The sequence below is a fragment of the Confluentibacter flavum genome, assembly GCF_002843175.1.
GTDB classification, from domain to species: Bacteria; Bacteroidota; Bacteroidia; order Flavobacteriales; family Flavobacteriaceae; genus Confluentibacter; species Confluentibacter flavum.
Map to the genome: position 1 here is coordinate 56,810 of NZ_PJEO01000015.1, position 13,710 is coordinate 70,519.

Below are 13,710 nucleotides of genomic sequence, written 5' to 3' on the forward strand. Positions count from 1 at the left end.
CAATTTTTGTGCCAAAACACGTGTATGAGCAAAAAACTTACCAGTAGATCAGAGGATTATTCAAAATGGTATAATGAACTTGTTGTAAAGGCTGATATGGCTGAGAACTCGGCAGTTAGGGGTTGCATGGTAATCAAACCTTATGGCTATGCTATTTGGGAAAAAATGCAGGCTGAGTTAGATAAAATGTTTAAGGAAACAGGGCATCAAAATGCATATTTTCCACTTTTTGTCCCAAAAAGTTTATTTGAAGCAGAAGAGAAAAATGCGGAAGGTTTTGCAAAAGAATGTGCCATTGTAACACATTATAGATTACAAACCGATCCTGACAGACCAGGTAAATTGCGTGTGGACCCGGATGCTAAACTGGAAGAAGAATTGATTGTTAGGCCAACATCTGAAGCCATTATATGGAATACATATAGAGGTTGGATACAATCTTACAGGGACTTACCATTATTAATAAACCAATGGGCTAACGTAGTGCGTTGGGAAATGCGCACGCGTTTATTTTTACGTACGGCTGAGTTTTTATGGCAAGAAGGGCATACGGCGCATGAAACTAAGGCAGAAGCCATTGCGGAAGCAGAATTAATGAACAATGTATATGCCACATTTGCAGAAAATTTCATGGCAATTCCCGTTATTCAAGGATTAAAAACAGAAAGCGAACGTTTTGCTGGTGCCGATGAAACCTATTGTATTGAAGCATTGATGCAGGACGGAAAAGCATTGCAAGCAGGGACATCGCATTTTTTGGGTCAAAATTTCGCAAAGGCTTTTGATGTGAAATTTGCTAATAAAGAAGGGAAGCAAGATTATGTTTGGGCAACGTCATGGGGCGTATCCACGCGGCTTATGGGCGCTTTAATTATGACACATAGTGATGATCATGGCTTGGTATTGCCGCCAACGTTGGCACCTAACCAAGTAGTTATTGTGCCTATTTATAAAAGTGAAGAAGAATTGAATGCCATTAATGAAGTCGCAAACGATATTTTAAAAGATTTAAGAAGTAAAAACATATCTGTTAAGTACGATAATAGGGATACACAGCGTCCAGGAGCAAAATTCGCTCAATACGAATTACAAGGTGTGCCTTTGCGTATTGCAATCGGCCCAAAGGATTTAGAAAATGGTACTGTTGAAATAGCAAGACGTGATACATTAACAAAAGATATTATCCCATTAAGTAATTTGATTGAAGTCGTTGATAATTTGTTGGCAGAGATACAAAAAGCATTATTTAATAAAGCATTGGATTTTAGGGATGCCCATATAACAGAAGTGGAAAATTTCGTTGAATTTAAGTCCGTTTTAGAAACTAAAGGTGGTTTTATCTCAGCACATTGGGATGGCACAAATGAAACCGAAGAGAAAATAAAGGAGCTTACAAAGGCCACCATTAGATGTATTCCATTGAAAAATAAGGAAGAAGCAGGCGTTTGTGTGTACACAGGAAAACCTTCAAAAGCGAGAGTATTATTCGCAAAAGCATACTAATTTAATTTTTTTTCAAAAAAGATTAAGTAGGTCTTGTGACATTTAAAAATAGTTGTATTTTTGCATCCGCAATGGAAACATTGTAAGTTATTTGAAAAGCGTTGCAAGTTTAAGTTTTATTAATATATTTGCGCGCTCAAAAAAAAATAATGGCCCGTTCGTCTATCGGTTAGGACGCCAGGTTTTCATCCTGGTAAGAGGGGTTCGATTCCCCTACGGGCTACAATTAAAAAAAAACAAAATTAAAATGGCAAATCACAAGTCATCGTTAAAAAGAATTAGAAGTAACGAAACTAAACGTACAGTAAACAAATATCAGCATAAAACAACTCGTAATGCTATTAAAAAATTACGTGAGTTAACTGATAAAAATGAAGCAGAAACGTTGTATACTTCAGTAGTTTCTATGTTAGATAAATTAGCTAAGAAAAATGTTATTCACGCTAACAAAGCGGCTAACCTTAAATCTGGCTTGTCTAAACACATAGCTGCACTTTAATACAAAGAACCAAAGAGTTTTTATAAAAGAAAACCTCTCAGTTTGTTATTGAGAGGTTTTTTTTATGTTTTTTTTAAAATTCTCGTATAATAATAAAAAGCCTTAACAATTCTCTGTTAAGGCTTTTAAATTTTGTTTAATGTTCAGTAAGTATATTATCCGTTCATGGATATTAAAAATTCTTCATTGTTTCTAGTTTGTTTGAAACGGTCGTTAATGAATTCCATAGCTTCAACAGGGTTCATATCTGCTAAATATTTTCGCATCACCCACATACGTTGAATCGTGTTTTCATCTAGTAATAAATCGTCTCTACGTGTGCTTGAAGATGTCAAATCTATAGCAGGGAAAATTCTACGATTGGATATTTTTCTGTCCAATTGAAGCTCCATATTACCAGTTCCTTTAAATTCCTCGAAGATGACTTCGTCCATTTTAGAACCTGTTTCAGTTAGTGCCGTTGCAATAATGGTTAAAGAACCGCCATTTTCAATATTTCTGGCAGCACCAAAAAAGCGTTTAGGTTTGTGCAACGCATTGGCATCTACACCACCACTTAATATCTTACCAGATGCTGGTTGTACGGTATTGTATGCTCTTGCTAAACGTGTAATAGAATCTAAAAGAATTACCACATCATGGCCGCACTCGACCAAACGTTTTGCTTTTTCTAAAACGATGTTGGCGATTTTTACGTGTTCATGAGCTTCTTTATCAAATGTTGATGCAATAACTTCGCCGCGTACATTGCGTTGCATGTCTGTTACCTCTTCTGGACGTTCATCAATGAGCAATATCATTTGGTAAACTTCAGGATGATTGGCAGCAATAGCATTTGCCACATCCTTAAGCAACATGGTTTTTCCTGTTTTAGGTTGCGATACAATCATACCACGTTGTCCTTTTCCAATTGGAGAAAACAAATCCATGATTCTTGTAGAAATGGTGCTTTGTTTTTCTGCTAATTTGAATTTTTCTTTTGGAAATAATGGTGTTAAATGCTCAAATGATACACGATCTCTTACCACATTTGGATTTTGACCGTTAATTTTACTCACTTTGATTAAAGGAAAATATTTTTCGCCTTCTTTTGGAGGTCTTACATGTCCTAAAACGGTATCCCCGGTTTTTAAACCAAATAAACGTATTTGAGATTGGGATACATAAATATCATCTGGAGAAGACAGATAATTATAATCCGAAGATCTTAAAAATCCATAACCATCCACCATAATATCTAAAACACCTTCACTTTCTATAATGGCATCAAATTCAAAATCTGGTTCGCGGTAACGGTTTCTACCGTCTTTATTGCCAGTATCAACATTGCCGTTTTTTTGATTTGGGTTTTGGTTGGGATTTTGGTTTTTATTTTTGTGCTGAGGATTATTATCTCTTTTTTGATGAGGTTTTTGAGAATCTTTTGGTCTTGGATTCGGAACATTTTTAGTTATTTGTTCTTCTTTCTTAGGAACATTAGCCGCAACAGGCTCGTTTTGAGCTTCATTTGTTGTAGTCTCTACTACAGGTTTTTCTTCTTTCTTTGGTTGCGGTGTATTTTTTACAGGTTTTTGCACACGCGCTCTAGGTTTTTTTTCTACATTATTAGATTTTTCTTCGCTAAACAAAGTAGGTTCTACTACCTCGTTCACAACTTTTGGGTCAGCCGCTTGTTTGTCTAATATTTGGTAAACTAAATCTTGTTTTTTTAATGAACGATATTTTGCTATGTTCAATTTTTGAGCAATCTCTTGTAAATCAGAGAGTTTTTTATTTTGTAACTGTGAAATTTCAAACATTGATGTTGAATTGAATATTTTATTTTGAAAAAAATTTGAATTATTCTGAAAAAATGATTTTTAATCTGAAGAATTAACAACTTACTACTGTGATTGTTGTGAATTGTTACTGCAATTATACAACTTTATTTTAATTTTTAGCACTAATTTTATAAAGAAACTGTTATTTTTGCTTCCAAGTTTTTTAAAACAGTATGTTACAGCGTATACAAACCGTATATTTATTAATAGCCTCCATTATTTCTGGAGGGTTAATATTTATATTTCCAATTTGGAAATTGAATGATGGTGTAGAGGTATTTGCAATAAGTAGTACGTTGTTTGCATGTTTGTTTTTTGGTTCTGCTATAGTGTCATTAATAGCTATATTTATGTTTAAAAACAGGAAGCTTCAATTTGTATTGGGGCGACTTGCCATCATATTAAACTTTATTTTACTAGGATTTTTTGTGTATCAATCTCTAACGGTATCTGGAGAAGCGGAAGCTTCTGAGAAAGGTATTGGGATGTTCCTTCCTATTGTTTCTATCGTTTTTTTGGCTCTGGCCAATAAAGCCATCAAAAAGGATGAAGATCTCGTAAAATCTGTAGATCGATTGCGATAAACCTAACATCTTAGTAGTATTAGTGCGTTAGCCCAAGGTGAAGATCTTGGGCTTTTTTTTCCTCCCTTAATCCCTTCAAAGGAGGGAAATCGTTGGGTATTGTATTTGTTGTTTTAGATTTCTATTGTTGCTTTTTTTAAGAATACAATTCCCTTCCCTTAGGGAAGGGTTAGGGATGGGAAAATTCAATCACTTCTAAATTATCAACTTTACTACCATCAATGGTAAAACGTAACATAGTACGTTTTTTATGAAATCCGTATTTGCCAACAGCACCAGGATTCATGTGCAACAGATTTAATTTTTTATCTGGCATCACCTTTAAAATATGCGAGTGTCCGCAAATAAACAGTTTTGGTGGATGTAACCTGATTTCTTCGCGTATTCTTGTATTATAAGCACCTGGATAACCACCAATATGGGTCAACCAAACATCCACATCTTCACACATAAAACGATTGTTCTCTGGAAACTCCTTTCGTATGATGTTATCATCAATATTGCCAAAAACACCTTTTATAGGCTTTAATTTTTTAATATCATCAGTTACTTTTAAATCACCAATATCGCCCGCATGCCACACTTCATCAGCCTGTTTCACATATTTTAATATGTCATCATCTATATAGCTGTGGGTATCAGAAAGTAATAATATTTTTATCATAAATAAGTTCCGCTGTAGCGAATATCTTTTAATATTTAATTAAGAAAGCTAACTTCGTAGGAATAACAAATCTGTCTATCTTTGTCGTTTTAACAAAAGTATTAAAAAATAGCTTGGAATGAGCTCCAATAAGCATTGTGGCAAAAACTATGATTATTAAATGCGAATTACATCTGTCCTCTAAAAAAATAAAAATCACAGATGAAATATTTTATTGAACTTTCTTATAATGGTAAGGCATATCATGGTTGGCAAAATCAGCCGAAATCAATTTCTGTGCAAGAAGTTATAGAAGATAGTTTGTCTAAATTATTAGGTGAAAGCATAGCTATAGTTGGTGCTGGTAGAACTGATGCAGGCGTGCATGCCTCACAAATGTTTGCCCATTTTGATACCGAAATAGCTTTTAAAGAAGACGATTTGGTTTATAAACTCAATTCTTTTTTACCAAAAGATATTGCAGTTCATACTATTTTTAAAGTAAAAGCCGAAGCTCATGCTCGTTTTGATGCGTTAAGCAGAACATATTTATATAGAATTACATTAAAAAAAAATGTGTTTACATTTGATAACACGTTTTATATTAAACAAGAGTTGGATGTAGACAAAATGAATGAAGCTTCTAAAATATTATTTCAGTATAAAGATTTTCAATGTTTTTCAAAAAGCAAAACAGATGTTAAAACCTATGATTGTGATATTATGAAGGCATCATGGTTTTTTAAGGAAGATGAACTTCATTTCGTTATAAAGGCCGATAGGTTTTTACGAAATATGGTGAGGGCCATTGTTGGAACGATGATTAATATTGGCATAGGTAAATTAAATATAGAGGATTTACATACCATAATAATATCTAAGAATAGGAGTGAAGCCGGTTTTTCTGTGCCTGCGCATGCGTTGTATTTAATAGAGGTTGAATATCCTAATAATTTAAAACTTTAGATGAGCAATAAAAAGGAAAGCAAGTTTGATGTTAATTTATTTTCGCGTTTGCTTAAATATATAAAGCCTTACACAACGGTTTTTATAGGCGTTTTAGTGTCTGTGCTTATTATTGCTGTATTGGCTGCATTAACTCCTCATATTTTGCAAATAGCCGTGGATGAAAATTTAGCCAAAAACGAACTCGAAGGGTTTTCATTTTACATTATTTTAATGATTATTCTTTTAATTCTGGAGTTTGTATTTCAGCTTATATTTATTTATTACTCAAGTTGGTTGGGGCAAAATGTGGTCAAGGATGTTCGGGTAAAATTGTTCAATCACCTGCTTAATTTTAAAATGAAGTATTATGATAATTCTTCAGTAGGTGTACTCATTACGCGTTCTGTAACCGATATGGAACGTATTGCAGATATTTTTGGACAAGGATTATTTACCATTTTTAGAGAGTTGCTCACTATGATAGTCGTTTCTGGTTTTATGTTTTACAAAAGCTGGAAATTAAGCCTTATTGTGTTTACGGTGTTGCCATTATTAATGTACGCTACCCGTATATTTCAAAAATATATGAAAAAGGCTTTTGAGGAGGTCCGTAATGAAGTTTCAAACCTAAATTCCTTTGTTCAAGAACGGTTAACGGGTATGAAAATACTTCAACTTTTTGTTAGGGAAGATATCGAGAGCAAAAAGTTTAGGGACATCAATGAACGTCATAAAAAAGCTTGGTTAAAAACGATTTGGTACAACTCCATATTTTTTCCAATAGCAGAGTTGTCATCATCCCTCGCCATTGGTTTGGTGGTATGGTATGCTGGTTTGGCAATGGTCATAAGTGAGGGGGCAACACAAGGTATTATTTTTGCTTTTATCATGTACATTCCTAAACTTTTTAGGCCTTTGAATAGGATTGCCGATAATTTTAATACACTGCAAATGGGTATGGTTGCTGCCACTAGAGTATTTAACATATTAGATACTAATTCACAAATTGATGATAAAGGCACTAAAAGCATCACTCATTTTAAAGGAGATATTGTTTTTAAAGATATTTACTTTAGCTATGTAGAAGATGAAACTGTTTTAAAAGGTGTGTCGTTTCAAGTTGAAGCTGGACAAACCGTTGCCATTGTTGGAGCTACGGGAGCGGGGAAATCAACAATTATTAATTTGTTAAGCCGCTTTTATGAAATTGATAAAGGAGTTATTACCGTTGATGGCATTGATATAAAAGATGTGACTTTGTTGTCCTTAAGAAATCAAATTGCGGTGGTTTTACAAGATGTCTTTTTGTTTGCTGATACCATTTTAAGCAACATAACCCTTAACAAACCAAATATTACAGAGGCTGAAGTGCACCAAGCTGCTAAAGATATTGGTATACACGATTTTATTATGAGTTTGCCTGATGGTTATCATTATAATGTGAAAGAACGTGGTGCTATGTTGTCATCTGGTCAACGTCAACTCATATCATTTTTAAGGGCTTATGTTGCCAACCCAAGTATTTTGGTTTTAGATGAAGCGACTTCTTCGGTTGATTCTTATTCAGAACAACTTATTCAAAACGCAACAGATAAAATAACAACTGGTAGAACCTCTATTGTTATTGCCCATAGATTGGCAACCATAAAAAAAGCCGATAAAATAATTGTAATGGATGCGGGCGAAATTGTGGAACAAGGCACACACAATGAGTTGCTTAAAAAAGAAAATGGATACTATAAAAATCTTTATGAAGTTCAGTTTTTAAAGGAAGAAGTGATTTAAGCCAAATCTTTTTTAATGATTTCAGTAAGTTCAACATTGTCTTTAAACAGCACAAATTCACCATCTTTAAAATAAGAAATATGGCCTGTTTCTTCACTTACCGCCAATGCTACGGCATCTGTTTTTTCAGTAACACCAATGGCAGCTCTATGGCGTAACCCAAAACGTTGCGGAATCACTTTGTCATTATTAACGGGAAGTATCACACGGGTTGCTTTGACTATATTGTTGCTGATTATAATAGCGCCATCGTGCAACGGACTGTTTTTAAAGAAGATACTTTCTATAATGGGCTGGGTCACTTTAATATTCATTTCGTCACCCGTAGCGGTTAAAAAATCTAAATTATTATTGCGTTCAAAAACAATTAAAGCGCCCGTTTTCGACATCGACATTTTATTGCAAGCAGAAATAATAATATCGACATTGGTTTCATCGCCCGTTTCGGTTTTTAAAAATTTGAATTGGGATAAAAATTTCCCTTTTTTACTAAAATTGGTGGAACCAACCATAAGCAGAAATTTTCTAATCTCAGGCTGAAAAACCACAATAAGCGCAATAATACCAACTTTCATAAATCCACCAAGAATATTGGTAAGCAATGCCATATTTAAAAAATCCGTGAGTCTGAAAATCAAGTAAATAATAATGATGCCAATAAAAATATTAATGGCCACCGTGCCTTTTACTAACTTGTAGATGTAGTAGAGTAGAAGCGCTACCAAAAAAACATCTATGATGTCTATAACCGTAAATTTTAAAAGGTCTTTAAAGATTTCCAATAGTATATGGGTTTTGGTAAATTTAATAAAATATGGTTAATTATGGAGAAACTCTTGATTCGATATTTTTAGATGTTTAAAATCAGATTTTAATATTATGGATTTATAGGTAATATAATCCTGAAATGACAATTGCTCATTAAAATTTAAATATAAAGTGGTTTGTATAGTATCCAGTTTTTTTAAATCATTTAGCAACTCGTTTTTGTTGGTCATGATTATAAAAGGTTCGGAGTTCGGGTTAATGATGGAAATCTCCCCATCTAAATTAAAGCTGACGGGTTTTATATTTTTCGCTTCTTTAAACTCCGAAATTTTAGACATATACGTTTCGGAAGATTCTTCATGGTAAACAAGATTTGAAAACTCAATAAATCCTAAGGTTTTCTTGCTAGTATCGTTGCAGGTAAAATAATTTTTTGTGCCTTCTTTCTTGTGCTCCGAAGTTTGCTTTTTATTTTGAAGAAATTTTAGTTGCGGAATTACTTGTTTTAATGTTAAGCGTTTATCCACATTTACCAACCAATTAGTAGTACTTATTAAGTTTTTTCTATTCAGTTCGATACCTTCCGGATTTGATTCATCATAAAATAAATATGCGGCAGATACATCATGTATTTCGGAAATGTCTGAATGATCGATTTCAGGAAGCTGAACCACTTTATCCTTTCCGCAGGAAATAAGAAATAGTAAAATAACAAGTAGGTATGTGTTTTTCATAGAATTAGACAATTAAACGTTTTAACAGTTAAACATATCAACAAATCAACGCCTCAACGACTCAACCAAAGTAATACATTCCATAGCTTCCTTAACATCATGAACCCGTAATATGGAAGCACCTTTTTGTAAAGCAATCGTATTTAAAACAGTGGTGCCATTTAAGGCATTGTCTGGGGTTGTTTGTAAGGTTTTGTAAATCATGGATTTTCTTGAAACACCAACAAGAACAGGTTTTTCTAACATTTTAAATAATTCTAAATGGTTCAATAATTCAAAGCTCTGCTCTCTTGTTTTAGCAAAACCAAAACCAGGATCAATTATAACATCTATAATTCCCAAGTGTTTGGCAGCAGCCAACCGTTCCGAAAAATAAAATAAAACGTCTTTAATGATGTTGTCATATTCTGTTTGCTTTAACATGTTTTGTGGTGTGCCTTTCATGTGCATCATGATGTAAGGCACTTGTAAATCGGCAATGGTTTGTAACATGGTATCGTCCAATTTTCCGGCTGAAATATCATTAATTAAAGCAGCACCAGCTTCAATACATTGTTTTACAACTTGACTTCTAAAGGTGTCAATGGAAATTAAGGTTTCAGGAAATTTATTCAGAATTAAATGAACGATGGGCAGAATACGTTTTATTTCTTCATCTGTAGTAATATGCTCGGCATTTGGTCTGGAACTATAAGCACCAACATCAATAAAAGTAGCACCATCAGTCAGCATTTTTTCCACATGAAGCAATATGTCTTTTTCATTTTTATGCTTTCCACCATCGTAAAAAGAATCAGGCGTGATGTTTAAAACACCCATCACTTTCGGGGATGTTAAGTCGATAAGTTGCCCTTTACAATTTATGGTCATTTATGCGATAGTGAGTTCAAGGTTTAAAGTTCAAAGTTAAACTAATTATTTAAAAAAATAGGAGTATGGAAACCTGGAACCTGAAACTTTGAACTTTAAATTGTATAAACTTTGAACTTTAAACTATTTAAGCGAAATTTACACAAAATTCAATTGATTTAAATGCAAGATACTTCAAAACAATACGATGCAGTTATAAAGACCTGTAAAAGTTTATTCATAAAAAAGATGAGTGATTACGGGAGTGCTTGGCGGATTTTAAGATTACCATCTTTAACCGACCAAATTTTTATAAAAGCCCAACGCATACGTAGTTTGCAACAAAATGCAGTTAGAAAAGTAGATGAAGGTGAAGTTAGTGAGTTTATAGGTATCATCAATTATTGCATTATGGCATTGATACAACTGGAAAAAGGCGTTGTAGAACAACCGGATTTATCAGCTGAAGAAGCCACAACATTATATTCTGAAAAAGTAGCCATCACTAAAAAATTAATGGAAGATAAAAACCATGATTATGGTGAAGCTTGGCGAGACATGCGGGTGAGTAGTTTAACCGATTTGATTTTACAAAAACTATTACGGGTTAAACAAATTGAAGATAATGCCGGAAAAACTTTGGTAAGTGAAGGTATTGATGCTAATTATCAGGATATGATAAATTATGCGGTTTTTGCATTAATCCATCTAAATGAAAAATAAATGTCATTCCTGCGATCCCGATAGCTTTCGGGAAGGAATCCAAAATAAAACTAACTAAATAGATTCCTGCCCAAACAGGATAGCAACATTATGAAAATCATTACTCACATTTCAAGAATCTTAGTAGGAACCTTGTTTATTTTTTCAGGATTTATAAAATTGAACGATCCCCTGGGGTTTTCTTACAAACTTCAAGAATTTTTTACCCCCGATGTTTTAAATCTTCCTTTTTTAGAACCTTATGCCTTATTAATTGCTGTTTTTGTTGTGGTTTTTGAAGTGGTTTTAGGGGTTTTTCTGTTGATAGGCTATAAACCAAAATTTACGGTTTGGAGTTTGTTGATTATGATTGTGTTTTTTACATTTTTAACTTTCTATGCTTGGTATTTCGATAAGGTTAAGGATTGTGGTTGTTTTGGGGATTTTTTAAAGTTAAAACCTGTGGAAAGCTTTATAAAAGATGTTATTTTATTGGTCTTCATACTTATTCTGTTTTTTGGCATGAAGCACATAAAACCTCTATTTGGGAAGTTGCCAACAACTGTTTTAGCTTTGTTAGGCTTTATTTTAAGTTTATGGTTTGCGTATCATGTATTAATGCATTTGCCTTTAATTGACTTTAGGGCCTATAAAGTTGGAAACAACATTAAGGAAGGCATGATTACACCAGAAAATGCACCAAAACCCATTCAGGAGTTTTATTGGAAATTTAAAATAAATGGTAAAGAAGAAATTATTACAACTGATGGTTCTTACCCAGAGGTAGATGGTGAATATATTAGCTATGAGAATAAAATTATTGACGAAGGTTACCAACCCCCAATACAAGATTTCTCAATAGAAAGCGATGATGAAGACTTAACCGACTATTTTTTAAGTGAAGACAAACTCATTATGGTTGTTTCTTATAGTCTAGAACATATAGATAGAACCTATTTGAATGAATTAAAAAAGCTTACAGATGAAGCTCTAAAAAAAGGGTATACGGTTATTGGTGTAACAGCTTCAGGAGCAGATGCTAAAAGAAATATTAAAGACACTTATCACTTGGATTTCGATTTTTATTTGTGTGATGAAAAAGCGCTTAAAACAGTGGTGCGCTCCAATCCTGGTATCTTAAAACTGAATAAAGGAACCGTCATTCAAAAATTACATTATAATGATATGGATGATTTGGAACTGTAGTTTACAGACTTAGGGAGAAATCGGCTAAACACCTTAACAACTTAACACCAAACGATAACTGATAAATTATCTGCTAAATAAAATCTTTTACGCATTGCTCACATTGTTTGGAGTGGTCACGGTTATTTTCTTTTTATTTAATGTGCTTCCTGGCGATCCAGCTCAAATGATGTTAGGTCAGAATGAAGATAGTGAACAATTGTTAACCATCAAGAAAAAGTACGGATTCAATAAGCCAATTAGTACGCAATATTTGTATTATTTAAACGATTTGTCTCTTATTTCATTTCATTCAAAAAAACCTGAAGATTATACATATTTAACACCTAATAAATACACCGCCACTAAATTATTTTCTATTGGAAATATTACAACGGTTTTAAAGTTCCCATATTTACGGGAATCTTTTACTAAACAAGGGAAAAAAGTAAGTGCCGTATTGGCCGAAACCTTACCAAATACCTTTGTTTTAGCGGTGACGGCCATTATTATTGCGATGCTTTTGGGAGTATTTCTGGGAATAGTTTCAGCACTATATAAAGATACTTGGCTAGACAAAACCATACAAATTTTAAGTACGTTCGGAATGAGCATTCCATCTTTTTTTAGTTCTATTCTATTCGCTTGGTTCTTTGGGTATGTTTTACATAAATATACCCATTTAGAAATGACTGGCAGTTTATATGAATTGGATGATTTTGGAGAGGCCATGCATATCAAATGGAAGAATTTAATTCTTCCTGCGGTGGTTTTGGGCATTCGTCCGTTAGCTGTAGTGATACAACTCATGCGTAATTCTTTATTGGAAGTTTTTAATCAAGATTATATTCGCACAGCAAGGGCTAAGGGTTTAAGTGAGTATCAAATTATTAGGAAGCATGCTGTTAAAAATGCATTAAATCCCGTAGTTACGGCTATTTCAGGATGGTTTGCATCCATGTTGGCTGGTGCTGTTTTTGTAGAATATATTTTTGGGTGGAACGGACTAGGAAAGGAAATTGTAAATGCGTTAAATACCTTGGATTTACCAGTCATTATGGGGGCGGTTTTAATTATTGCTTTGTTATTTATAATTATCAATATTTTGGTAGACATCATCTATGTTTGGTTAGATCCTAAGGTAAAACTCGACTAACCACTTTTATGGATAATATTAAAAATTGAATTGAATTGAAATGAAACGAATTGGTTATCTGCTTTTTTTACTGTTAATAACTCTAAGTTGCGAAACTAAAGAGCCTATCCAATTTTCTGAAAAGGTATTAAATGATACTTTCATAGATTTAAATGGCAATAAAATGACCTTTAATGACATTTTAGACACTAATAAAGAAAAAACTATTGTTTTAGAGGTTTGGGCATCTTGGTGTAGTGATTGTATTAAAGGGATGCCTAAATTAAAAGCGCTTCAAAATAAACACAAAGAAGTAGCTTATGTTTTTTTGTCTTTGGATAGAAGTCACGATGCCTGGAAGAGAGGCATCGAAAAGTATAAAGTTGTTGGTCAACACTATTTTATGGAATCGGGAAGGCAAGGCCCTTTTGGGTCTTTTGCAGGTTTAAACTGGATCCCCCGATATATGGTTATAGACAAAAATGGTAAAATAAAACTGTTTGAAGCCATAGAAGCCGACGATAAAAATATTTCAGAAGCTTTAAAATAATTACC

General features: G+C 33.4%; 14 protein-coding genes and 1 tRNA gene. 10 read left to right on the forward strand and 5 right to left on the reverse strand.

Annotated elements, in window-relative coordinates:
* The first annotated feature begins 24 nt into the window (after nucleotides 1-24).
* From proS to rpsT, 3 genes are all read left to right on the forward strand, one after another.
* On the forward strand, nucleotides 25-1,503 hold the full coding sequence (gene proS / locus CSW08_RS04690; RefSeq protein ID WP_106658756.1) for a proline--tRNA ligase: 1,479 nt from the start codon (nucleotides 25-27) through the stop codon (nucleotides 1,501-1,503).
* Nucleotides 1,504-1,654: 151 nt separating this feature from the next.
* A tRNA-Glu gene (locus CSW08_RS04695) sits at nucleotides 1,655-1,726 on the forward strand.
* A gap of 24 nt (nucleotides 1,727-1,750) precedes the next feature.
* Nucleotides 1,751-2,002 (forward strand): 30S ribosomal protein S20, encoded by a 252-nt coding sequence (rpsT, locus tag CSW08_RS04700; protein ID WP_100615978.1) that lies wholly within the window; start codon nucleotides 1,751-1,753, stop codon nucleotides 2,000-2,002.
* Between the two features lie 155 nt (nucleotides 2,003-2,157).
* Here the strand turns inward: rpsT and rho are convergent, their stop codons facing one another.
* Nucleotides 2,158-3,801 carry a transcription termination factor Rho gene (gene rho, locus CSW08_RS04705; RefSeq protein WP_106658757.1) on the reverse strand — a complete coding sequence of 548 codons (1,644 nt, stop codon included), beginning with the start codon at nucleotides 3,799-3,801 and terminating at the stop codon, nucleotides 2,158-2,160.
* A 194-nt stretch (nucleotides 3,802-3,995) separates the two neighbouring features.
* Between rho and CSW08_RS04710 the strand changes: the two genes are divergently transcribed.
* Nucleotides 3,996-4,406 (forward strand): DUF4293 domain-containing protein, encoded by a 411-nt coding sequence (locus CSW08_RS04710; protein WP_106658758.1) that lies wholly within the window; start codon nucleotides 3,996-3,998, stop codon nucleotides 4,404-4,406.
* A gap of 169 nt (nucleotides 4,407-4,575) precedes the next feature.
* Here CSW08_RS04710 and CSW08_RS04715 read toward each other — a convergent pair whose 3' ends face one another.
* On the reverse strand, nucleotides 4,576-5,070 hold the full coding sequence (locus CSW08_RS04715) for a metallophosphoesterase family protein (protein WP_106658759.1): 495 nt from the start codon (nucleotides 5,068-5,070) through the stop codon (nucleotides 4,576-4,578).
* Nucleotides 5,071-5,271: 201 nt separating this feature from the next.
* Between CSW08_RS04715 and truA the strand changes: the two genes are divergently transcribed.
* Complete coding sequence (gene truA, locus CSW08_RS04720) at nucleotides 5,272-6,015, forward strand: tRNA pseudouridine(38-40) synthase TruA (RefSeq protein ID WP_106658760.1); 744 nt, start codon at nucleotides 5,272-5,274, stop codon at nucleotides 6,013-6,015.
* On the forward strand, nucleotides 6,016-7,782 hold the full coding sequence (locus CSW08_RS04725; RefSeq protein ID WP_106658761.1) for an ABC transporter ATP-binding protein: 1,767 nt from the start codon (nucleotides 6,016-6,018) through the stop codon (nucleotides 7,780-7,782). It begins immediately after the preceding gene.
* On the opposite strand, the gene CSW08_RS04730 is transcribed toward CSW08_RS04725, so the two are convergent.
* Genes CSW08_RS04730 through folP form a run of 3 tightly spaced genes read right to left on the reverse strand, consistent with a single transcriptional unit; the run spans nucleotide 7,779 to nucleotide 10,154 of the window.
* On the reverse strand, nucleotides 7,779-8,564 hold the full coding sequence (locus CSW08_RS04730) for a diadenylate cyclase (RefSeq protein ID WP_106658762.1): 786 nt from the start codon (nucleotides 8,562-8,564) through the stop codon (nucleotides 7,779-7,781). The genes CSW08_RS04725 and CSW08_RS04730 overlap by 4 nt on opposite strands.
* 36 nt (nucleotides 8,565-8,600) lie before the next feature.
* Complete coding sequence (locus CSW08_RS04735) at nucleotides 8,601-9,284, reverse strand: hypothetical protein (RefSeq protein WP_106658763.1); 684 nt, start codon at nucleotides 9,282-9,284, stop codon at nucleotides 8,601-8,603.
* 45 nt (nucleotides 9,285-9,329) lie between these two features.
* Nucleotides 9,330-10,154, reverse strand: coding sequence for a dihydropteroate synthase (folP, locus tag CSW08_RS04740; RefSeq protein WP_106658764.1), 825 nt, complete (start codon nucleotides 10,152-10,154; stop codon nucleotides 9,330-9,332).
* Nucleotides 10,155-10,316: 162 nt separating this feature from the next.
* On the opposite strand from folP, the gene CSW08_RS04745 reads away from it, so the two are divergent.
* From CSW08_RS04745 to CSW08_RS04760, 4 genes are all read left to right on the forward strand, one after another.
* Nucleotides 10,317-10,856: a DUF1599 domain-containing protein gene (locus CSW08_RS04745; RefSeq protein ID WP_106658765.1), complete on the forward strand. Its 540-nt coding sequence runs from the start codon at nucleotides 10,317-10,319 to the stop codon at nucleotides 10,854-10,856.
* Between the two features lie 90 nt (nucleotides 10,857-10,946).
* Nucleotides 10,947-12,041, forward strand: a complete 1,095-nt coding sequence (locus CSW08_RS04750; protein WP_106658766.1) for a BT_3928 family protein — start codon at nucleotides 10,947-10,949, stop codon at nucleotides 12,039-12,041.
* Between the two features lie 58 nt (nucleotides 12,042-12,099).
* Nucleotides 12,100-13,176, forward strand: a complete 1,077-nt coding sequence (locus tag CSW08_RS04755; RefSeq protein WP_106658767.1) for an ABC transporter permease — start codon at nucleotides 12,100-12,102, stop codon at nucleotides 13,174-13,176.
* 40 nt (nucleotides 13,177-13,216) lie between these two features.
* On the forward strand, nucleotides 13,217-13,705 hold the full coding sequence (locus tag CSW08_RS04760) for a TlpA family protein disulfide reductase (protein ID WP_106658768.1): 489 nt from the start codon (nucleotides 13,217-13,219) through the stop codon (nucleotides 13,703-13,705).
* Nucleotides 13,706-13,710 lie beyond the last annotated feature (5 nt).